Source organism: Halostella litorea, assembly GCF_004785955.1.
GTDB classification, from domain to species: domain Archaea; phylum Halobacteriota; class Halobacteria; order Halobacteriales; family Natronoarchaeaceae; genus Halostella; species Halostella litorea.
In genome coordinates this window covers 1,018,344-1,039,376 of sequence record NZ_ML214300.1, presented here as the reverse complement: position 1 = coordinate 1,039,376, position 21,033 = coordinate 1,018,344, and the positions used below count along the sequence as shown (strand labels likewise).

General features: G+C 71.3%; 24 protein-coding genes. 15 read left to right on the top strand and 9 right to left on the bottom strand.

Translation table 11 applies throughout. The features are described 5' to 3' along the window. The first annotated feature begins 53 nt into the window (after positions 1-53). Positions 54-1,346, top strand: coding sequence for an MBL fold metallo-hydrolase (locus EYW40_RS05410; RefSeq protein ID WP_135820573.1), 1,293 nt, complete (start codon positions 54-56; stop codon positions 1,344-1,346). Positions 1,347-1,374: 28 nt separating this feature from the next. Here EYW40_RS05410 and EYW40_RS05405 read toward each other — a convergent pair whose 3' ends face one another. Next, the gene (locus EYW40_RS05405) at positions 1,375-2,589 is read right to left on the bottom strand and encodes an MFS transporter (protein ID WP_135820572.1); all 1,215 of its coding nucleotides are present in this window, start codon (positions 2,587-2,589) and stop codon (positions 1,375-1,377) included. Between the two features lie 174 nt (positions 2,590-2,763). Between EYW40_RS05405 and EYW40_RS05400 the strand changes: the two genes are divergently transcribed. Next, positions 2,764-3,321, top strand: a complete 558-nt coding sequence (locus EYW40_RS05400) for a hypothetical protein (RefSeq protein ID WP_135820571.1) — start codon at positions 2,764-2,766, stop codon at positions 3,319-3,321. Positions 3,322-3,413: 92 nt separating this feature from the next. Then, positions 3,414-4,436: a DUF7544 domain-containing protein gene (locus tag EYW40_RS05395; RefSeq protein ID WP_135820570.1), complete on the top strand. Its 1,023-nt coding sequence runs from the start codon at positions 3,414-3,416 to the stop codon at positions 4,434-4,436. A gap of 13 nt (positions 4,437-4,449) precedes the next feature. Here the strand turns inward: EYW40_RS05395 and EYW40_RS05390 are convergent, their stop codons facing one another. Continuing rightward, on the bottom strand, positions 4,450-4,740 hold the full coding sequence (locus EYW40_RS05390; protein WP_135820569.1) for a WNWW family protein: 291 nt from the start codon (positions 4,738-4,740) through the stop codon (positions 4,450-4,452). 86 nt (positions 4,741-4,826) lie between these two features. On the opposite strand from EYW40_RS05390, the gene EYW40_RS05385 reads away from it, so the two are divergent. From EYW40_RS05385 to EYW40_RS05365, 5 genes are all read left to right on the top strand, one after another. Continuing rightward, positions 4,827-5,213 (top strand): 30S ribosomal protein S6e, encoded by a 387-nt coding sequence (locus EYW40_RS05385; protein ID WP_135820568.1) that lies wholly within the window; start codon positions 4,827-4,829, stop codon positions 5,211-5,213. 37 nt (positions 5,214-5,250) lie between these two features. Further along, complete coding sequence (locus EYW40_RS05380; protein WP_135820567.1) at positions 5,251-5,697, top strand: DUF7112 family protein; 447 nt, start codon at positions 5,251-5,253, stop codon at positions 5,695-5,697. Between the two features lie 78 nt (positions 5,698-5,775). Then, entirely contained in the window at positions 5,776-6,873 is a 1,098-nt protein-coding gene (locus EYW40_RS05375; protein WP_135820566.1) for a hypothetical protein, read from the top strand. A gap of 36 nt (positions 6,874-6,909) precedes the next feature. Further along, a complete protein-coding gene (locus EYW40_RS05370) occupies positions 6,910-7,341 on the top strand; it encodes a DUF5807 family protein (protein WP_135820565.1) in 432 nt (143 codons plus the stop codon). A gap of 115 nt (positions 7,342-7,456) precedes the next feature. Next, positions 7,457-8,383, top strand: coding sequence for a carbohydrate kinase family protein (locus EYW40_RS05365; protein ID WP_135820564.1), 927 nt, complete (start codon positions 7,457-7,459; stop codon positions 8,381-8,383). Here EYW40_RS05365 and EYW40_RS05360 read toward each other — a convergent pair. From EYW40_RS05360 to EYW40_RS05345, 4 genes are all read right to left on the bottom strand, one after another. Next, entirely contained in the window at positions 8,380-9,192 is an 813-nt protein-coding gene (locus EYW40_RS05360; RefSeq protein ID WP_135820563.1) for a BtpA/SgcQ family protein, read from the bottom strand. The two genes, EYW40_RS05365 and EYW40_RS05360, sit on opposite strands and share 4 nt — an antisense overlap. Continuing rightward, entirely contained in the window at positions 9,189-10,442 is a 1,254-nt protein-coding gene (locus EYW40_RS05355; RefSeq protein ID WP_135820562.1) for a DHH family phosphoesterase, read from the bottom strand. The genes EYW40_RS05360 and EYW40_RS05355 overlap by 4 nt, the downstream gene beginning before the upstream one ends. Before the next feature lie 90 nt (positions 10,443-10,532). Further along, positions 10,533-10,958 (bottom strand): universal stress protein, encoded by a 426-nt coding sequence (locus EYW40_RS05350; RefSeq protein ID WP_135820561.1) that lies wholly within the window; start codon positions 10,956-10,958, stop codon positions 10,533-10,535. Between the two features lie 42 nt (positions 10,959-11,000). Beyond that, complete coding sequence (locus EYW40_RS05345; protein ID WP_135820560.1) at positions 11,001-11,447, bottom strand: universal stress protein; 447 nt, start codon at positions 11,445-11,447, stop codon at positions 11,001-11,003. Positions 11,448-11,531: 84 nt separating this feature from the next. On the opposite strand from EYW40_RS05345, the gene EYW40_RS05340 reads away from it, so the two are divergent. Then, entirely contained in the window at positions 11,532-12,011 is a 480-nt protein-coding gene (locus tag EYW40_RS05340; RefSeq protein ID WP_135820559.1) for a universal stress protein, read from the top strand. Here EYW40_RS05340 and EYW40_RS05335 read toward each other — a convergent pair. Together EYW40_RS05335 and EYW40_RS05330 are read right to left on the bottom strand one after the other, a co-directional pair. Continuing rightward, the gene (locus tag EYW40_RS05335; protein ID WP_135820558.1) at positions 12,003-12,539 is read right to left on the bottom strand and encodes a GNAT family N-acetyltransferase; all 537 of its coding nucleotides are present in this window, start codon (positions 12,537-12,539) and stop codon (positions 12,003-12,005) included. The genes EYW40_RS05340 and EYW40_RS05335 overlap by 9 nt on opposite strands. Continuing rightward, a complete protein-coding gene (locus EYW40_RS05330) occupies positions 12,536-12,904 on the bottom strand; it encodes a universal stress protein (protein WP_135820557.1) in 369 nt (122 codons plus the stop codon). The genes EYW40_RS05335 and EYW40_RS05330 overlap by 4 nt, the downstream gene beginning before the upstream one ends. A 134-nt stretch (positions 12,905-13,038) precedes the next feature. Between EYW40_RS05330 and EYW40_RS05325 the strand changes: the two genes are divergently transcribed. Beyond that, positions 13,039-13,698: a DUF5806 family protein gene (locus EYW40_RS05325; protein WP_135820556.1), complete on the top strand. Its 660-nt coding sequence runs from the start codon at positions 13,039-13,041 to the stop codon at positions 13,696-13,698. A gap of 36 nt (positions 13,699-13,734) precedes the next feature. Here the strand turns inward: EYW40_RS05325 and EYW40_RS05320 are convergent, their stop codons facing one another. Next, positions 13,735-14,217 (bottom strand): DUF7529 family protein, encoded by a 483-nt coding sequence (locus EYW40_RS05320; protein WP_135820555.1) that lies wholly within the window; start codon positions 14,215-14,217, stop codon positions 13,735-13,737. 104 nt (positions 14,218-14,321) lie between these two features. Between EYW40_RS05320 and EYW40_RS05315 the strand changes: the two genes are divergently transcribed. The 5 genes from EYW40_RS05315 (at position 14,322) to EYW40_RS05295 (ending at position 20,950) form a co-directional block, all read left to right on the top strand. Continuing rightward, positions 14,322-16,820 (top strand): dipeptide ABC transporter ATP-binding protein, encoded by a 2,499-nt coding sequence (locus tag EYW40_RS05315; RefSeq protein WP_135820554.1) that lies wholly within the window; start codon positions 14,322-14,324, stop codon positions 16,818-16,820. A gap of 160 nt (positions 16,821-16,980) precedes the next feature. Beyond that, a complete protein-coding gene (locus EYW40_RS05310) occupies positions 16,981-18,621 on the top strand; it encodes an ABC transporter substrate-binding protein (protein ID WP_135820553.1) in 1,641 nt (546 codons plus the stop codon). 15 nt (positions 18,622-18,636) lie between these two features. Beyond that, the gene (locus EYW40_RS05305; RefSeq protein WP_135820552.1) at positions 18,637-19,650 is read left to right on the top strand and encodes an ABC transporter permease; all 1,014 of its coding nucleotides are present in this window, start codon (positions 18,637-18,639) and stop codon (positions 19,648-19,650) included. After that, positions 19,647-20,609, top strand: a complete 963-nt coding sequence (locus EYW40_RS05300) for an ABC transporter permease (RefSeq protein ID WP_135820551.1) — start codon at positions 19,647-19,649, stop codon at positions 20,607-20,609. The genes EYW40_RS05305 and EYW40_RS05300 overlap by 4 nt, the downstream gene beginning before the upstream one ends. A gap of 2 nt (positions 20,610-20,611) precedes the next feature. After that, positions 20,612-20,950: a DUF7268 family protein gene (locus tag EYW40_RS05295; protein WP_135820550.1), complete on the top strand. Its 339-nt coding sequence runs from the start codon at positions 20,612-20,614 to the stop codon at positions 20,948-20,950. Positions 20,951-21,033 lie beyond the last annotated feature (83 nt).

Below are 21,033 nucleotides of genomic sequence, written 5' to 3'. Positions count from 1 at the left end.
GCGTCGCAGCGGAACCGACGGGTCCAAGCCGCCGCGGCGACTACCGTCGGGCAATGGACGTTCGGTTTCTCGGCGGCGCACGCGAGGTCGGTCGGAGCGCCGTCCTCGTGAACGACGCGCTCCTCCTCGACTTCGGGATGCTGGCCGGCAACCCGCCGCGGTTTCCCGTGGAGACGCCGGAGCCGGACGCGGTCGTCGTCTCGCACGGCCACCTCGACCACGTCGGGGCGCTCCCGTCGCTGCTCTCCGGCAGCGCTCGGCCGCCGATACACTGGACGCCGCCGACCCGGGAGCTGGCGCTGACGCTGGCGCGGGACACGCTGAAACTCCACGGCGGGACGATGGCGTGCCCGTTCACCGAGAACGACGTCCGGCGGCTCACGCAGGTCTCCGAGACCCACGGCTACCGCGAGACGTTCGAGGCCGCCGGCCACGAGGTGACGCTGTACGACGCCGGGCACATCCCCGGCTCCGCGCACGTGCTCGTCGACGACGGCGACACGCGACTGCTGTACACGGGGGACTTCCACACCGAGGACCGGCGAGGCGACGCCACCGCCTTGGGCCGCGCGAACGGACGCGGGGGGTCCGTGAGCGGACAGCGGCTCGTCCCCGGGACGACGGCGCGGCCGGACGCCGACGTGGTGATCTGCGAGAGCACGTACAGCGACGTGGAACACGAGGACCGCGCCGCCGTCGAGGAGCGCTTCGTCGAGAGCGTCGAGCGGACGCTGTGGGAGGGCGGCACGGTCGTCGTCCCCGCGTTCGCGATCGGCCGCACGCAGGAGATGCTGCTGGTGTGTGCGGCACACGACATCCCCTGTTACGTCGACGGCATGGGACAGGAGGTGACGCGGATGCTCGACCGCCACCCCGCGTTCGTCCGGGACGCCGACGCGCTGGGCCGCGGCAAGTCCCACGCGCGGTTCGTCACCGGCCGGAACGGCCAGCGCGAGCGGATCACCGACCAGCGGGCGGCGATCGTGACGACGAGCGGCATGCTCTCGGGCGGCCCAGTGATGACGTACATCCCCGAGATCCGGCGGAATCCGACGAACAAGATAACGATGACCGGCTACCAGGTCGAGGGGACGCCCGGCCGCGACCTGCTGGAGACGGGCAGCGCGGAGATCGACGGCCGCCGGATGCCGGTGAGCGCGCAGGTCGAGCAGTACGACTTCTCGGCCCACGCCGACCGGGACGGCCTGCTCGGCTTCCTCGACTCGTACCGCGACGCGACGGTGCTGGTGAATCACGGCGACCGCTGCGGGGCGTTCGCGGACGAACTCGCCGCGGACGGGTTCGACGCGAGCGCGCCCGAGGTCGGGGACGCGTACGCCGTCTGAGCGCCGGACGGTCGCCCACTCCGCCGAGTCAGCCCGAATCCGCGGCCGCCGCGGGGGGCGACCCCGCCGCCCCGCTCCCCTCCCGGACCGGCGAGGCCGCCAGCCAGAGCACGGCCGCGGCTCCGGTGACGGTCAGCCCCGCCCACGGGAGCACGCCGACCGCGCCGAACGTCCCGGCTGCGGCCCCGCCGACCAGTTGCGCCGCGCCGCCCGCGAGCGACAGCGCCATCGACGCGCCCGAAAGCACCGTCGCCCGCCCCACGTCGTCGAGCCGGTCGTTCAGGTACTGGTTGCGCAGGGGGCGGGTGACGGTCCGCGTGGCGCGGTACAGCACGAGCACCGGGACCAGCGCGAGCGGCGTGACTGCGACGGCGGCGTACGCGACCGCGAACCCCGGCACGAGCAGGCCGAACGACCGGCGGACGCCGACGGTCTCCTCCAGCCAGCCGGTCGCGGAGGCGGCGACCGCCGAGACGGCCTTGAACCCGGCGTACAGGAGGCCGATCCCGACGACCGGGACGCCGACGGCGTCGAGGGCCGGCTGCTCGAACGTCCGGGTCACGCCGAACAGGCCGGCGAACAGCGCGGCGTAGGCGACGAACCACCGCACCTCGGGGCGGGCGGCCTGTGCGTGGAGCATCCTGACCGCCTCGCGGACGGTGAACGCCCCGTCGCTCTCGGTCTCGCACTCGATGCACGGGAACGTCGCGAGGACGAGGACGCCCGCGAGCGCGAGGCCGGCGTTCACGAGGAACGGCAGCCCGGCGTCGACCGTGTACAGCGCCCCGCCGACGACGGCCCCGACGCCGGAGGTGACGAGCAACACGGTGCTGCCGCGGCCGTCGATGCGGGCGTACTCGGACTCGTCGAACCGCGTCGACAGCAACTCGTACAGCAGGGCGCTCTGGGTCCCCGAGCGGAACGCCCAGCCGACCGCCCAGACGGCCTTCACGAGGAGGATGCCGAGGGCCGACCCCGCGAGGACGTATCCGACCATCGCGCCCGCCCGGAGGGCGTTGCCGAGGGCGAGCGTCTCCCGCCGGCCGAGGCGGTCGCCGAGGTAGCCCGACGGGATCTCCGCGGCCAGCATCCCGAACGAGAAGACGGCCTGCGCGAGGCCGATGAAGGCCAGGCTGTACCCCTGGTCTTTCATGTGCAGGATGCTGACGGGGAGGTAGAAGCCGGCGGCGCTGCTCGCCCGGTAGGCGTAGTACTTCCGGATGAGTCGCCGGGACTCCGTCATCGATCGATCGTTCGTCCGCCGGGCTGATGTTCGTTCCCGGAAACGTTCTTTTGTAACCTCGGTGTCACGCGGCGGCGCGACGACGGCACGGCTAACCCGGCTCAATCGCGGTAAAGTCGCGTTGACGGTGTCGGGCCTCTATGTCCGCCGGCCCCCTCGGCCCGGCGTGCAACGATGCACCTCGACAGATCGCCCGTCGCGGTCGGGCACGACACGGTTCGATCGGTGAGCAAGCTCCTGCTCGGCGCCGCGTCGCTCGTCTTCGTGCTGTACCTCGTCACGCTCCTGCCGGGCGTCGACCGGCTGGTCCCGCGGACGCCGGTGACGTTCGCCGCGGTCGTCAGCGCCGTCGCCACGGCCGTGCTGGCGGGGCTGTTGCTGTACGCCGCGCCGAAGCTCGCGCTGCTCACGCGGCTGACGCTTGCCGGCCCCCGCGCGGTCGTCGGGAACGTCGCGTCGGTCGCGTACTGGCTCGCCGTCCTCGCCGCGGTGCTCGTGGCCCACCGCGGGCTGGCCGGCGTCGTCACCCCCTTCGTCGACGGCGGGCTCTACGACCTCGGGTTCCTGTTGCTGGCGCTCCCGGCGGTAGTGACCGTCGCGGCGCGGCTGTACGCCGCGCTGGACCCGGGTGCCGACGCGCTCGCCGACAGGCTCGCCGGCGACGCGGCGGGCGACGGCGAAGCGACCGCTGACGCGGCACCGGACGGCGACGCCGACGGCGACGCGACGTAGCCCGCCGGCGCGTGCCTGACGACGCCCCGGTGTTTCGTGCCGCGAAACCGAACCCCCGGATAGATGTGGCCCCGGGGTGAATCCCGTGGCACATGTCCCTCCACGCGGTCGAAGCGATCGACGACGCGATAGACGCGACGCGGGCGTTCCTGTGGCCGATAGACGTCGGCACGTGGGTGCGGCTCGCGCTGGTCACCCTGTTTGCCCTCGGTCCCGGCACGAACGTCACCTCGATCCAGGTCAACGCGCCGACCGGCGGGGGGACCGTCCCGGACGGAACCGTAACCCCCCCGGACGGCGTCCCCGCCCCGGCGCTCGACGAGCCGTTCTGGCTGGCGGTCGCCGGGGCCGTAGCCGCCGCGCTCCTGCTCGGCCTCCTGTTCCTGCTGGTCGGGTCGGTCATGGAGTTCGTCCTCGTCGAGTCGATCCGGCGGGAGTCGGTGTCCGTCCGGGAGTACTGGGGGCGGCGCTGGCGGCAGGGCGTTCGGCTGTTTGCCTTCCGCCTGGCGTTCGCGCTGTTGCTCGTCGGCGGGGCCGCCGCGGCGGTCGCGGTCGTGGTGTTCCCGGCCGCCTTCGGCGGCGGGGACGGCCTCGCCGTCGCCGCCGTCCTGCTTCTGTTCCCGGTCGCCGCCGTCGCCGCGGTCGTGCTCGGCCTCGTCCACGGGTTCACGACGGCGTTCGTCGTCCCGGTGATGGTCCTGGAGGACTGCGGCGTCCTCGCCGCGTGGCGGCGGCTCTGGCCGGCGATCGCCGCGAACCCCGTCGAGTTCCTCGCGTACGCCGTCGTCGGGTTTCTGCTCTCCATCGCGGGCGGCATCGTTGTCGGGACCGTCGTCGCCGTCGCCGCCGTGGCGCTGCTGATCCCCTTCGGGATCCTCGGGGCGATGGGCGTCCTCCTGGTGGGCGTTGCCGGGCCGGTTGGGATCGCGGTTGTCGCCGTCGCGGTCGTCACGTTCGTCGCCGCCGTGGTCGCGGCCGTCGCGGTCGTTCAGGTCCCCGTGATCACGTACCTGCGGTACTACGCGCTGTTCGTGCTCGGCGACGTCGACCCGGACCTCGACCTCATCCCCGAGCGCCGCGCGGCGGTCCGCGGGGAGCCGGAGCCGACCGGCTGACGGTCGGCCGCGGTCACGCGTTCGGCGCGTCCTCCTCGTCCCACCGCGTCACGACGAACCGCTCGTACCCCCCGAACGCGGCCTCCAGCGCCCCCATCCACCAGTTCCACCGCTCCGCGGGGGTGCCCTCCCGGCAGTCGGCGAGGTTCTCCACCACGAGTTCGGCCGTCAGTTCCTCCCCCCGGTCCTCGGCGAACCGCCCGGAGTCGACCAGGTCGCTGGCCGCCCGGGCGACGGCCCGCCGCTCCGCCGGCGTGCCCGCGAACGCCTGGCGCAGTTGCAGCATCAGCACCTCCCGGTCCATACCCCGGCGTTCGCGCTCCGGGGGCTTGACTCTCCCGCCGCGGCCGTTTCGATGTCCTTTTGGGCCGCGACCGACTCGTTGCAGCCATGGCAAGCTTCAAAGTCGTCGTCTCGGACCCCGAAACGGGCGAGACGTACCAGCGCGACGCGGACGACCAGGACGCGAACCGATTCCTCGGCCGGTCGCTCGGCGAGGAGGTCGACGGCGGCGCCGTCGGCCTCGACGGCTACACGCTCGAACTCACCGGCGGCTCCGACGACGCCGGCCGCCCGCTCCGCGCCGACGTCGACGGCCCGGACCTGCAGGAGATCCTCTCGGACGGCGGCACGGGCTTCAACCCGACCCGCGAGGGCGAGCGCAAGCGCATCACCGTCCGCGGGGCCGAGATCAGCGAGTCGGTCGCCCAGATCAACGCGAAGATCGTCGCCCGCGGCGAGGCGTCCGTCGAGGACCTCCTCGCCGACGAGGAGTAACGCCCCAGCCAGCCGCGAGTTTTCTCCCTTCTCTTCCATGGCAGACCGTATCCCCAGCGACCACGACTCCGTCACCACCGTCCGCGCGACGCTCGGCACCGCCGGGTCCACCCGTCGCCCGCGCGTCGAGGTCCCCGCGGACGACGCCGAGCAGTTCCCGGCCGACGAGGTGGTCCGCCTCGTCGTCGACGGGGCCGAGCGCCACGCCCGGATCGAGACGGCGCTCGGCGACGACCGGCGGGTGATCCCCGGCGCGTACGACGCCCCGCGGCTCGCCCGCGACCCCGGCGACGCACCGAACCGGCTGCTGGAGTGGGTGGACGCGACCGACGCCGTCTCGGTCGGCGGGTCGGTCCTCGTCGACGTGATCGAACCGGAGTTCAAGTACGGCGTCCGCGCGCCCGGCGAGCGGGCCGTCTACGAGGCGACCGAGTCGCCCGACGAGAGCCTCGCGTCGATCGCGGAGCGCCTCGAGGACGGCTGATCCGACGGATCGGACGAACGGCGAACGCCTCGCCGATCTACCATCAGATTCTTTATCTGTCGTGGGAGTGGTGGGGGCATGGACAGGCGCACGTACCTCCGACTGCTCCCGGCGGCGTCGCTGGTCGGCGTGGCGGGGTGCTCGTCGGACGACGGCACAGGCGGCGGTGGAGACGACACTGCGGAGTCCGCGACCGACGCCGAAACGGAAACGACCGACGCCGGAACGGGGACGCAGTCCGACGACGAACCCGAGACCACCGACGCCGAAACGGAGACGACTGAGGCCGAACCCGCGGTCGACCCGGAGGCGTCGATCGCCGACGCGGCCGCGGCGCTGGACGACGCCCTTGACGGTATCGACAGCGAGTCGGACTCCTTCGGGGACATCTCCGGCGGTGCGAGGTTCGAGGACGCCCCGATACGGTCGTCGGTCGAGTCGGCCCGGGGCCACCTGGACACCGCCGAGGAGGCCGACCTCTCCGCCGAGCAGCAGGCGGCGGTCGACGGACTGCGCAACCTGGCCGACTACGTCTCGGCGCTCACCGACGCGATGGTGCCGATCGCGAGCGGCTTCGACAGCCTGGGAACGGCCCAGAGCTACATCGACACCGAACGATACGGCGACGGGATCGACGCGCTAGACGAGGCCCGCGACGCCTTCCGGACGGCGAGTACGCGCCTCGAAACCGCGCGGACGGCGTTCGACGGGGTCGACGAGGTCGCGTTCGACTACGTCGACGCGACGCAGTCCGAGAGCGAGGCGGGACTCGACACGGTCGACACGGTCGTCGAGACGATGGACCCGTTCATCTCGGGATATCGGGGGTTCATCCGCGGGTACCAGGAGTTCGAGGCCGGGACCACGGCGCTCGAAGCCGAGGAGTTCTCCGACGCGGCGAGCCAGTACGACGCCGCGTCCGTCCGGTTCGACGACGCGGAGTCGGCGTTCATGGACGCCGAGGACGTCGCGCCGCCGGAGATGCGCTCCGACGTAATCGACCTGACCTGTTTCTCCGGGGCGCTCCGGGACGCGTCCAAGCACTACGCGAACGCGGCGCGGGCGCTGGAGGAGGGCGACCGGTCGACCGCGAACGAGGAGGTCGAGGCGGCCGAGGAGGACGCGAACCGCTGCGAGTCGGGCAGTTCCGCGTCGCTCGCGACGCCGGCGCTGTAGCGGACCCTTTTTGCCCGTCGCCCGGCAACCGCGGGTATGACAGATTCGAAGCGCGACGCGTTCCTCGCCGGCGAGCGCCCCGAGGACGTGGCGTTCTACCTCGCCGAGGACGCGGTCGACGACCTCGGCAAACTCGAGGACTACGGCCAGCGGGTCGGCGACGGCATCGTCATCGTGGTGAACGGCGACGACGGGCGGTCGGCGTTCCAGGCCGCGACCGGGCTGGACCCGATGGCCTTCGCCAAGGAGGCGATGGGCAACGAGGGGACGATCCACGCCGACCTCGAGGGCGGCGACTGCCCGGCCGGCGACGGGCCGGACCACGCGGCCCGGTTCGTGTTCGCGTTCGCCGAGGAGCGAAACGACGAGGTCGGCGGCATCTACGCCGAGGGCGACGTGATCCACGCCTACGCGCAGTGTGACTGCGGGGACGCGTACTCCCAGAAGTGGGTCGTCGGCGAGCGCTGACCGGGACGACTGTCCCGGACTGCGGTCGCGGGTCGGATACACGGCCCCTCCGGGACTCCCGAGAACGCGCCCGTCGTCGTAAGCGGTTTCTCCGCCGACCGCCTCGGTCACGCCGATGAGCGAGTTCGACGTGCTGACGGTCGGGAGCGCCGTCGTCGACCGGGGGCACGCGGTGACGAACCTGCCGGAACCGGACGGCGGCGCGTTCGTCCGCGAGTCGTCGACGGCGGTCGGCGGCGTCGCCGCGAACGTCGCGGCCGCCGCCGCGCGACTGGGCCGTGAGGCCGGCGTGGTGTCCCGCGTCGGCGACGACGCGGACGGCGAGCGCGTGGTCGCGGACCTCCGGGAGCGCGGCGTCGACGCGACCCGCGTCCGCCGGGGCGACGAGCGGACCTCCTACACGCTGATCTTCCGCGACCCGGACGGGCGGCGGATGATCGTCGCGGGCGGCGAGAGCGTCCCGAACCTACGGCTCGACGCCGCTGACCTCGACTACCTCCGGCGCGGCGACGCCGCCTTCACCAGCGCGTACGCGCCGGACCCGGTCGTGTCGGACCTCGTGGCCGCCGCGGCCGACGACCGGCTCCCGCCGCTGGCGTTCGATCTGGCCGGCCCGCTTTCCGAACTGGAGGGCCGCGGGGCGAACCGGGAGACGATAGACGCGGCGGCGACCGCCTGCGACCTGTTCGTCGCCAACGAGGTGTCGGCGCGGTCGTACCTCGACTGCGGGCCGCGGGAGGCCGTCGAGGCCCTCCGCGAGCGGGGCGTCCGCCGGGCGGCGGTGACCCGTGGCGCGGACGGCGCGCTCCTGCTCGACGGCGACGAGGTGATCCCGGTGCCGGCCGTCGACGCCCCCGTCGTCGACACCACCGGCGCGGGCGACGCCTTCACCGCCGGCCTGATCCACGCGTGGCTGCTCGACGGGCGGCCGACGGCCGAGGCCGGGCGATTTGCCGCCGCAGCCGCGGCGAAAAACTGCACCGCAGAGGGCGCACGCGGCGGCCTGCCGACGGAAGGCGAAGCGAGCGAACTCCTCGATTAGCGCGCGTCGTCGGCGGCCGCGACCAGTTCCGCGACCCGTTTTTCGTCCACGGGGTTCGTCGTCTCGCCGCCCTCCTTCAGAGCGGTTCCGACGATGACTCCGTCCGCGGTGTCCAGCAGGTCTGCGACGTTCTCCACGGTCGTCCCGCTCCCGACGAAGACGGGGGCGTCCAGCCCGGCCCGGTCGCGGGCCTCGGCGACCGCTTCGAGGTGGTCGCCCGCGACCTCGTGGCCAGTGCCAGCGCCGCTGACGACGACGCCCTCGGCGAGGCCGCGCTCGACGGGTTCGGCCACGGCCTCGGCGTCGATCCGGCGCTCCGCGATGGGCGCGGAGTGTTTCACGTCGAGGTCCGCGAGGACGGCCACGTCCGAATCGAGTCGGTCGCGCAGGCGGATCGTCTCGTGGGCCTCGCCCTCGACGATCCCCTGGTCGGTGACGCGGGCGCCGACGTGGACGTTCACCCGGACGAACGCCGCGCCGACCGCGCTGGCGACCGAGAGGGCGGCCGTCGCGTCGTTCCGGAGGACGTTGACCCCCATCGGCAGGTCGACCGCGTCCCGGACCGCGCCCGCGACGCGGGTCATCGACGCGACCACGTGCTTTGGCACGTCGTCGGGGTAGAACGGCGCGTCGCCGAAGTTCTCCAGCATGAGGGCGTCGACGCCGCCCGCTTCGAGTCGGCGGGCGTCCCGCAGGGCGGCCTCGCGGACCGCGTCGAAGTCGCCGTCGAACTTCGGCGCGCCCGGCAGGGGCGGCAGGTGGACCATGCCGACGACCGGCTTCGCGGCGTCGACGGCGTCGAACGTCATTCGTCGCCGTCCGCCGCGTCGCCGTCGGTCCCCTCGTCGGCGTCCTCCTCCGGCACCAGCGTCCGGAACGCGTCGAGGATCACCTGCTTGGTCACCGCGCCGCGGGTCGTCCAGTGGTTCGCGTAGTCCAGCATGTCGTCGTAGATGTCGGGCTTGCAGCCCGCGGCCTTGGGGTGCCCGCCGCCGTTGACCTGCCGGGCGACCTCGTGGCACCGCTCGAACGCGTCCGTGCCGCGGATGGACGCCGACCCGGCGGGCTTGACGACCACGGAGGCGTCGGCCCCCCGCTCGCGCAGGCCCTCCGCGACCTCGTTTTGCGAACAGCGGCCGTAGGTGACGCCGACCGTCCACGGGCCGACCTCGCGCATGTCGGCGCGGGCGACGGCGCGGTCGATCAGCGCCTGCTTCTCGACGCGGCGCTCCTCGACGAACGCCCGCGCGTCCTCGGGCAGGTCCGGCCCGTGGCGCATCACGACGTCGACGTACTCGCCGGGGTCGCTCCAGTACGAGAAGTCCGCCAGGTCGTCGCTCCGGGGGTCCTCGCGGATCCAGAGGTCGTGGTCGCGGGTGACCGCGGCCAGTTCGGAGAAGCGCTCGGGGAACTCGTGGTCGAGCGAGCGCAGCGCCACGTCGGCGGTGCACTCCTCGTCGCTGTCGCCGATCACCAGGTCGACGCCGGCCGCCCGAACCCGCTCGGCGACGTCGTCGTCCCACTGGTGGTGGTCGAACCAGCGCACCGCGTCGGCCGTCTCGACGGCGGCTTCGAGTTCTTCCTCGACGTACTCGTAGCGGTCGGGACACAGATCACAGACGAAGAGATCGATCCCCTCGGCCCCGTACTCCGCGACGTACTCGATGCCCTCCTCCAGGTCGTGTGGCCCGGCCGGCACCAGCGCCACGTCGCGGGAGACGCGGCCGGGGGCCTCCTCCGCGACGTCGATGGGGGCGTCGGGGTCGACGGTCCCGTCGGGATCGGTCGTTCCGCCGGCCGTACCGGCCGACGCGTCCGCCTCGTCGCCCGCCGCTTCGGGCGGGTCGTCGCCGTACAGTTCCCGCAGGAGCGCGACGCAGGCGAGTCCGTCGGCGTCGGGGTCGGCGACGACCGCGACGCTCGCGCCGTCTAACGCCTCGGCGGCGGCCTCCTCCTCGTGGCTCTCCTCCAGCGAATCGGGGACGAAAAATCCCTCACCGGGGATCACTGACTTGCGCCCGAGCGAGAGGTCGTCGTCGTCGATGAGCGAATCGTCCATACCCCAACGTCCGGGCGGCGCGGCAAGAACCCGCCGGTTTCCGGGGTGGCGGCGGGCCGCCGGGTCACCCCGCGCCGGGTCCCGCCCCGGCTACTCGCTCAACTGCCGCACCGTCAGCACGGGGACGGGACAGGAGCGGACGACGTGTTCGGCGACGCTGCCGATGAGAAAGCGGTTCTCGCCGTGGCGGCCGCGGGTGCCGGTGGCGACGAGGTCGACGTCGTTCTCCCGGGCGTACTCGCAGATCTCGACGGCCGGCCGCCCCTCGCGGACCACGGGTTCGACCTCGCGGTCGGCGCGCCCCTCGACGGTCGTCAGCGCTTCCTCGCCGGTCTCCTGCAGCGCCGCCCGCAGGTCGTCCCGGATCGACTCCGGCGAGGAGTCCACGTCGCTCTCGTCGACGACGTACAGCGCGTGGACGGTCGCGTCGAAGCGCCGCGCGAGGTCGAGCGCCACGTCGACGGCCCGCTCGACGCTCTCGGAGCCGTCCGTGGCGATGACGACGGTGTCGATCATACGCGTCGTTTCCGGGGGACGGGGCTTTAAACCATCGCGTCGCTACGCCGTCAGCACCGTCACCGGCCCGTCGAACTCGAGCGCGACCTGCTGGGCGCGGTCGCCGAACAGCGCCTTCCCGGTCGGCGAGCGCTGGCTGCCCTGCACGAACACGTGGTCCACCTCGAACTCGTCGGCGGCCGCGAGGATCTCCTCTATCTCGTCGCCGAGGCGGCCGACGGCCTCGAACTCGACGTCGCGGTCCGCGAACACCTCGCGTCCGATGTCGCGGGCGAACTGCTCGGCCCCCTCCTTGGCCTGGCTGACCCCGTACGCCGCGTCGAAGTCGGTGATCCCGGCGAGGGCCTCCTCGCGCTCGGCGAACTCCTCCTCGCTCGTCACGTGCAGGAGGACCAACTCGGCACCGATGCCGGCGGCGATCCCGCCCGCCTCGCGCAGCAGTTCCTTCGTCGATTCCTCCCCGTCGACGACCGCCAGTGCGCGCTCCATGCGTGGTCCTTCCCCCGACCCGATGATAAATCATGTCCTTTCGGAGGCCGAGGGTTTTTGCTCCCCGGTTTCGCAGGTTGGGGTATGCATACGGAGCAGGGTGCCGCCGCCGCCGACGAGCCGATCGCGGTCGAGACGGTTCTCGTCCCCGTCGACGGGAGCGAGGCGTCGGTCCGGGCCGTCGAGTACGCGGTCGCGGTCGCGGACCGCTACGACGCGGCCGTTCACGCGGTGTACGTCCTCGGCGAGGGGCTCGTCCGCGCGATAGAGAGCGGGTCGGTCGAGGAGGAGGAGGCCGCCTCCGAGGCCCGGGGGTTCATCGAGGACGTCCGCGAGGTCGCGGACGAACACGGCGTGTCGCTGTCGAACTCGACGACTTACGGGTTCTCGACGAGCAGCAAGATGACCCACCCGGGGAGCGTCGTGCTCGACACCGCCGACGACGTCGACGCGGACTTCATCGTCGTCCCGCGCGAACAGCTCACGGGCGAGCCCGGGGAGGTGCTGTCGAAGGCCGCGGAGTACGTGCTGCTGTACGCCAGCCAGCCGGTGCTGTCAGTGTAGCCGGAGCGACATCTCCAGCTCGAAGCTCTCGGCGTTGCACGTCTCGAACCCCATCTTCTCGTAGAGGTTGACCGCGGCCGTGTTCCAGCGCTCGACGGTCAGCCACACGCGCTCGACCCCCTCCTGCTGGCCGTAGCCAAGCAGCGTCTCCATGAGCCGGCTGCCGATGCCGGCCTCCTGGTACTCCTGCAGGACGAAGATGGCGAGTTCGTACGTCGTCACCCCGTCGTCGCCGTCGGGCACGAGCGTCGCGTGGCCCGCCACGTCGTCCCCGTGCCAGGCGACGACGTTCAGCCCCTCGTCGACGAGCGTCTCCAGCCACGACCGGACCCGGGTCTCCCCGGTCGGCGGGATGCCCTGCGCGCGGTCCTGCGGGTCGAACTCCAGGTACATCTCGACGACGGCGTCCAGTTCCGACGCGTCGAACGGCCGGACGCGGATCTCCCGCCCCTCGCGGTCCTCGAACGTCACCGGCGGCTCGGGGAACCCCTCTGCCGGCTCGTCGGGGTACACGCGGTCGTCACTCATCGTACCAGCGTCACCGACACGCGCGCGTTCAGCAGGACGAACTCCGTGATCGACCCGAGTTGGATCTTCCCCATGGGGCTGCGCTGGCCCCCGCCGATGACGAGTCGGTCGAACCCCTCGTCCTCCGCGATGCGGACCAGTTCGCTCCCGGGGTTGCCCGTGACGTGTCGGACCGTCGCGTCGACGCCGACGTCCTCCAGCACCGCCTCGACCTCAGCCTCCATCTCGTCCCCGGTGCGGTCGTACTCCCCGTCCTCCAGGACGGCGACGGTCAGGTCGTCGCCCGCCTCCGCCGCCCGTTCGACGGTCTCGCGGAGCGTCACGTCCATCTCGTCGCTCCCGGCGAGTCCGAGCAGCACTCTCATGCGCTGGTGTTCCGCCCGCCGTGTCAAAACAGTTGCCCCCGGCGGCCGCGGCCCGGACGGCCGTCCGACACCCGCGCTATCACTTCCGCCCCGCCGTGGCAACCCTTTTGCCCGCCGCTCGGAAAGGGAGGGACATGACCGACGACGCGCCGACGGCGGACGACCCGGACGGGGACGACTCCGAAACGCCGGCGGACCCCGCCACCGAGGGCGACTCGGCCGCCGGCGGCGGCGACGCCGACGAGCCGACCGACCCCCAGCCCGGCGTCCCCGAGGACGTGCGGAAGTACGACCGCTTCCGGAAGATGGACGGGGCGCAGTACGACCGCGCCAACGAGTTCCTCCGGGACCGAACGTACATCACGGCCCGCGAGTGGGCGATCGCACGGCTCTGTGCCGACTTCCGCACGGAGACCGGCGTCGAGATGACGAAGATAGGCGAGAACCTGCCGGAACTGGTCCCCTTCATGACCGACACGTACACGCCGCAGGCGGTCAACCAGGCCCGCGCCTCCTTCGAGGAGAAGGTGCGCAAGGCCGGCGCGACGTTCCTCTACGGCGCGATGTGTGACTTCTTCACCGCCGAGGAACTGGACGAACTGATGTACGAGACGACGGAGGTGGCGAAGTTCCTGCTGGAGGTCGAGGGCGTCGACCTCTCCGTCGAGGAGGAACTGGAGGCCGAGGACCGCATCTCCGAGGTGATGCGGGAGGTGCGGGCGTCGAGCGAGCGGCTCCGCCACGAGGGGACCGAGTGCCCGAACTGCGGCCACGAGATAGCCGGCGACGACTGACCGCGGGCGATCCCGCGGCGCCGGTCAAAGAGCGCGCTACTCCCCGCCGGGCGGCAGCAGCGGCGACGGGTCCGACGGCTCGAACGTGACCACCTCGTCGACCGAGAGGGGGCGGAGGTGGATCGGCAGTTCGCCGCGGGCGGCGGCGCCCTCGACCGTCTCCCGGGCCTCCCGGACGCCGTAGAACGCCGGGACGACGACGACGCGCTCGGTCGCCGCGTCCTCGACGGCGACGACGAGGAAGACGCTGTCGCCGGTCGCGGCGCGGAACACCTCGACGGAGTCGAACGCCGCGTCCGGGTGGTCGACGGCGTCGGCGACGGCGTCGAACTCCCCGTCGGGCACCAGTACGTCCAGCCCGAACCGCTCGTGGTCGGGCGGGAGCGCGGTGACGTCGCCGGGGTGGACCTCGATCGGATCCCAGCCGTTCTCGCGGTACTCCGCCGCCGTGGCCTCCATGTCGTCGACGACCTCCTCCCAGAAGTCGGGGACCGGATCCCCGGTGCCGCGGCCTGTCATACTCGACACCGCGAGGGCCGACGGTCAAAAACCTTCGTTTCTCAGTTCCGGGCCGTCGATCGTGTAGAAAGCTATTTCACGTCCGACCGACGGAATGCGACATAGTGAGCGATCTACTGTCACTCTCCGACCTCCGAACGCAGTTCGCCACGGACCGCGGTCAGGTGAAGGCCGTCGACGGGATCGACCTGACCATCCGCGAGGGTGAGACGGTCGGTCTCGTCGGGGAGAGCGGCTCCGGGAAGAGCGTGACGGCGCTGTCGGCCATGGACCTCGTCGAGGACCCCGGCGAGGTCGTCGGCGGCGAGGTCCGGTTCCACGACCCCGACCTCGCCGACCGGCTCGCCGACGAGTTCCCCCGCCACGCGGACGCGTTCGTCGACCGGAGCGCGGGCACCGTCGACCTCACGAGCGCCCCCGAGCCGGCGATGCGGTCGATCCGCGGCGGCGAGGTGAGCATGATCTTCCAGGACCCGATGACCTCGCTCAACCCCGCCCTCACCGTCGGCGAGCAGGTCGCCGAGAGCCTCCAGCTCCACCAGTACGGCGGCCGGAAACCCGACTCGTGGTGGAACGGGCTCCGCGAGACGCTGCCGTCGCTGCGGGGCGACGGGATCAGCGAGGAGGTGCTGGACGCGACCGTCGAGATCCTGGAGGACGTGGGGATCCCCGAGCCGGGCGCGCGGCTCGACGACTACCCCCACGAGTTCTCCGGCGGGATGCGCCAGCGCGTCCTGATCGCCATCGCGCTGGCCTGCCAGCCCCAGTTGCTGATCGCCGACGAGCCGACGACGGCGCTGGACGTGACGATCCAAGCCCAGATCCTCGACCTCATCGACGACCTGCAGGACGAGGTCGGCATGTCCGTCCTCTTCATCACGCACGACCTCGGCGTCGTCGCCGAGACGTGCGACCGCGTCGCCGTGATGTACGCCGGCGAGATCGTCGAGGAGGGGCCGGTCGAGGAGATATTCCACGACCCGAGCCACCCCTACACGTACACGCTGCTGGAGTCGATCCCCCGCGAGGAGAAAGAGCGCCTCACGCCGATCGAGGGCAACGTCCCGGACCTCATCGACATGCCCGACGGCTGCCACTTCGCGCCGCGGTGTCCGTGGGCCCAGCCGGAGTGTACCGAGGGCGAGATACCGTTCCTCCAGCACGGCCCCGACGACGTGAACCACCGCTCGAAGTGCGTCCTTCAGGAGTTCGACGAGTCGGAGTACGGCGAGGGCGCCGGCGGGATGGCCGCCGGCAGCGAGACGTTTGGCGGCGACCCCCTCCTCTCCGTCGACGGCCTGAAGAAACACTTCTCGGAGGCCGACGACCTGCTCGACCGGTGGCTCGCCGACGAGCCACAGGCCGTCAGGGCGGTCGACGGCGTCGACTTCGACCTCTACGAGGGCGAGACGCTGGGCCTCGTCGGCGAGTCCGGCTGTGGCAAGTCCACGACCGGCCGGGCGCTGCTCCGCCTCGTCGAGCCGACCGACGGCACGGTGCTGTTCGCGGGCGACGACCTCGCGACGCTCGACGACGACGCGCTCCGCGAGCGCCGGAAGGACATGCAGATGATCTTCCAGGACCCGCTGTCGTCGCTGGACCCGCGGATGACCGTCGCCCAGACGGTGATGGAGCCGCTGAAGATCCACGACCTGCCCGAGCGGCCGCCCGACGACGACCGGTCGAAGCGGGAGGCCCGCCAGGAGCGGGTCGACGAGCTGATCGAGGCGGTCGGCCTCGACGTCGACCAGCGCGACCGCTACCCCCACGAGCTGTCGGGCGGGCAGCGCCAGCGTGTCGGCATCGCGCGGGCGCTCGCGGTCGACCCCGACTTCATCGTCGCCGACGAGCCGGTGTCGGCCCTGGACGTCTCCGTGCAGGCCCAGATCCTCAACCTCATGGAGGACCTCCAGGAGGAGTTCGACCTCACGTACCTCTTCATCGCCCACGACCTCTCGGTCGTCCGCCACATCAGCGACCGCGTGGCCGTGATGTACCTCGGCAACATCGTGGAGGTCGCCGAGACCGCCGAGCTGTTCGCCGACCCGAAACACCCCTACACGGAGGCGCTTCTCTCGTCGATCCCCGAACCGGACCCGCTCGCCGACACCGACGACCGGATCATCCTGAAAGGCGACGTTCCAAGCCCCATCGACCCGCCGAGCGGCTGCCGGTTCCGCACCCGCTGTCCGAAGGTGATCCAGCCCGACGGCCTCGACGTGGACCAGGACGCCTACCGCGCGGTGATGGACTTCCGCGAGCGCGTCGAGAACGAGGCCATCTCCGTCGAGGCGATAGCGGAGTCGGCCGCTGACTCGCGTGCGGCGACCGACGGCGGGCAGACCCGGACCGACTCGGCGGCGTCCCCGTCCGCGGGCGACGACCCCGCCGTCTCGGACCTCCGGGCACACCTGTTCGACGACCCGCTCCCGCCGGAACTCCGCGACCCCGTCGACGAGGCGCTCGCCCTCGTCCGGGACGGGGAGTGGGACGAGGCGGCCGACCTGCTCCGCGACCGCTTCGAGAGCGTCTGCGAGCGCGAGGAGCCGACGCTCGGCGACGTCTCCCACCCGGCGGCCTGTCACCTCCACCCCGACAGCTAACCCCCGGTTCCGGCCGCTTTCGGGCGGTCGACCCTTATAGTATCCGCGCCGATCCGTTACTACGACGATAGTAAACTCGTCCCCGTTCGGCGGTCTCGGTGTGGCAATACCTACCGCAAGTTCGTTATATTTATACAGGGGTGAGGTCACATAGCAGGGTATGGCACGGGATATGGACCGTCGCACGTTTCTGACCGCGGCGGGCGGTGCAGCGGTAACGACTTCGATGACCGCCGGGTGTATCTCCGGACTCGTCGGAGAGGACGGCAACGACAACGGCGGCGAGGGCGGCACCCTCACGTACGGCCGCGGCGCGGCCTCCGACACGCTGGACCCGCAGGGGTCGACCAGCGGCGAGGTCGCCAAGGTGACCAACCAGGTGTACGACGCGCTCATCGGCTTCGAGCCGGGCGGTTCCGCGCTCGTCAAGTCGCTGGCGACGAGCTTCGAACTCGACGGGACGACGGCGACCCTCGAACTCCGCGAGGACGCCACGTTCCACAACGGCGACGACTTCACCGCCGACGACTTCATCGCGACGTACCGCCGCTTCCTCGACGAGGAGTACGAGTACTACTTCGAGGACGGCTCGATCTACGGCCCGTACCTGCTGGGCTCCGTCGAGGACGTCACCGCCGAGGACGACTACACGCTGACCTTCGAGATCAGCAAGCGCTATGCCCCGTTCCTAGCCAACCTGGCGGCGTTCGCGCTGGTCGTGCTCCCCAAGTCCGAGATCGAGAGCGGCACCGACTTCTCGACGACGATGGTCGGGACCAGCGCGTTCCAGTTCGAGAACCTCGACGAGGGCAGCGGCCGCATCCGCCTCTCCGGGTACGACGACTACTACGGCGAGGGCCCCCACGTCGACGAGGTCGTGTTCGAGGTCGTCAGCGAGAACTCGACGCGCGCCTCCTCGCTGAACGCGGGCGAACTGGACATCATCGACGGGCTCGACCCGCAGTCGGTCCAGCAGGTCCAGAACGGCGAGGGCGAGGTCGAGCGCATCGCCGGCATGAACGTCGGCTACATGGCGATGAACATCGCCGAGTTCGAGCCGTTCCAGGACAAGCGCGTCCGGCAGGCGATGAACTACGCCGTCAACACCGAGGAGCTGGCAAACAGCATCTACCAGGGGATCGCGACCCAGGCCAGCCAGCCCATCCCCGACAGCATCATGGGCTACAACGAGGACCTCGACCCGTACCCCCACGACCCCGACCAGGCGCAGTCCCTGCTCGAGGAGGCCGGCTACGGCGACGGGTTCGAGATGGAACTCGCCACGTTCCAGAACCCCCGCGCGTACAACCCCTCGCCGGTGCAGGCCGCCGAGACGGTCCAGTCGTACCTCGAGGACATCGGCCTCAGCGTGACGATCAACCAGCAGACCTGGGAGTCGTACCTCGAGTACACCAGCCAGGGCGAGCACGACGCCTGCTTCCTCGGTTGGATGACCGACAACGGCGACCCGGACAACTTCTACTACGCGCTGCTGCACCCGCAGGTCGACGCGCCCGAGGACCAGGACTGGGTGAGCTGGGACACCGAGGGGTACAACACCTCCAACCGCGCGGCGTGGGCGAACAACGAGTTCATGGGGCTCGTCGAGGACGGGCAGACGACCTACGACGACGACGAGCGCGAGAGCGTCTACCAGGAGGCCGGCGCGATCTTCCACGAGGAGTGTCCGTGGGTGCCGCTGGTCCACACCGAGGAGCTCCGCGCGCGCGGTTCCAACGTCGATAACTACGTCGTCGAACTGATCGGCGGCCCTTTCCTCAATCAGGTGGAACTGAGCTAACCCCTCGCTCACCTGATGATTAGCAAGCGATACGTCCTGAAGCGTCTGCTGTTGCTCGTCCCGGTGTTGCTGGGAGTGGCGACGCTGGTGTTCTCGATACTGCAGCTCTCGCCGGGCAACCCCGCGCGGGTGATCGCCGGCGAGCGCGCGAGCCGCGCCGCCGTCCGCGAGGTGGAGCGCCAGCTCGGCCTCAACGACCCGATCTGGGTGCAGTACGGCCGGTTCCTCTGGGACCTGCTCCACCTCGACCTGGGCGAGTCCTACATCATCCGGCGGGGCCAGCCGGTCACGAGCGTCCTTCGCTGGAAGTTCCCGATCACGCTCGAACTGGCCGTCTACGGGCAGATATTCGGCATCCTGTTCGGCATCCCCGTCGGGATCATCAGCGCCGTCAAGCAGGACACGCTCACCGACCACTTCTCGCGGTTCGGCGCGCTCGCGGGTATCAGCGTCCCGATCTTCTGGAGCGGGCCGCTTTTGATCCTGCTTTTCTCCGTCGAACTGGGGTGGTTCCCGACGAGCCGGCGGATCGGCTCCGAGTTCGCGGTGCCCCAGCTGACCGGGATCCTGAGCGTCGACACCCTGCTTTTGGGCCGGGTCGACGCGTTCGTCTCGGCCGTCCACCACCTGCTGCTCCCGTCGCTGGTCATCGGCGTCTACTCGATGGCGCTCATCTCCCGGATGATGCGCTCGTCGATGCTGGAGGTGATCCGGCAGGACTACATCCGGACCGCACGCGCGAAGGGGCAGGGCGCGAAGATCACGCTGATGAAACACGGGTTCAGGAACGCGCTTATCCCGGTCGTGACCGTCATCGGGATCCAGTTCGGCAGCCTGCTGGGCGGCGCGGTGCTGACCGAGACGGTGTTTGCCATCCCCGGGATCGGCCAGCTGCTGGTCGACGCGATCCAGGACGGTGACTACCCGCTCGTCCAGGGCACCGTCCTCGTGTTCGCGTTCGTCTTCACGCTGGTGAACCTCGTCGTCGACCTGACCTACTCGTATCTCGATCCGAGGATCGAACAATGAGCACGGACACCGACACCGCCGCCGAGGAGCGAGCGAGCCGCGGCCTGATAGACAGGCTGCGGGCCTCGCCGTTCCTCTCCGAACTCCTGTCGAACCGCCTGGCCGTCTTCGGCCTCCTCATCATCCTGGCGATGGTCCTTACCGCCCTCTACTCGCGGATCTTCCTCGACGTGGAGGCGATAAGCGACACGGCGCTGAGCTCGAACCCGCAGCTCGCCGGCCCCTGCGGCCAGCGCACGCTCACGGGCGCGCTCGGCAACGCGGGCTCGTGTGCTCACCCGTTCGGGACCGACATCCAGGCGCGGGACGTGTTCCTGCGCACCCAGTACGGGGCGTGGCTGGCGCTGAAGTACGGCACCGTCACGGTCGCGGCGTCGACGACGCTCGGCGTCGGGCTCGGCATCGTCGCCGCCTACTACGGCGGCTGGGTCGACAACGTGATCATGCGGACGATGGACGTGCTGCTGTCGTTCCCGTCGCTGCTGCTGGCGCTGGCGCTCGTCGCCATCTTCGGCGTCGGCCTCTGGAAGGCCGTCTTCGCGCTGACGCTGGTGTACACGCCGCGGTTCGCCCGCGTCGTCCGCGGCGCGGCGCTGAAAGTGCTTGAGGACGAGTACATCGACGCTTCCGTCGCGCTCGGCGCGCGGGACTCCCGGGTGATCGTCCGCCACGTCCTGCCGAACTCGCTCGCGCCGATCACCGTCCAGAGCACGCTCAACTTCGGCCTGGCGATCATCGACCTGGCGGCCCTCTCGTTCCTGGGCTTCGGCGCGCAGGCCGGCACGCCGTCGTGGGGCCTGATGCTGTCCAACGGCGTCCGCAACGGCCTGCTGGCCGGGGTGTGGTGGTGGTCGTTCTTCCCCGGTCTGTTCCTGGCCGTCACCGTCCTCGGGTTCAACCTGCTGGGTGACGGGATGCGCGACGCCCTGGACCCGCGGATGCGGGAAGCGGTCGACTGACCGTGGCCCCCGCGTGGCTCGCCGCCGCCGCCCGCCGGTTCCTCCTCGCTGCCGCCGCCGGCGGTGGGGTCGGCGTCGCCGGCGTCGCGGCGTTCGTCGTCCGGGCCGATCTCCGGACGGCCACCGAGCAGGTGTTTGCCCTCGGCGCGCTCGCCTTCGGCCTCGGCCTGCTCGGCTGGTCGGGGTCGGTGATGGCCGGCCGCGGCTTCGAGAACATGCAGCGCTACCTCGACACCGGGTCGAACTGGACCGAGTCGGACTCCCGGCGCGCGATGGGCCGGATCGCCGGGTTCGGCCTCGGCGTGATGGTCGCGGCGTCGCTCGCGACCGTCGGGCTGTAGCGGGTCCGCCCGCTACGCCACACCTTTTTCCGCGAAGCCGCGGCCAACGGGCGGCGTGACCTGACCGCCGCCCCGCGGCGCTC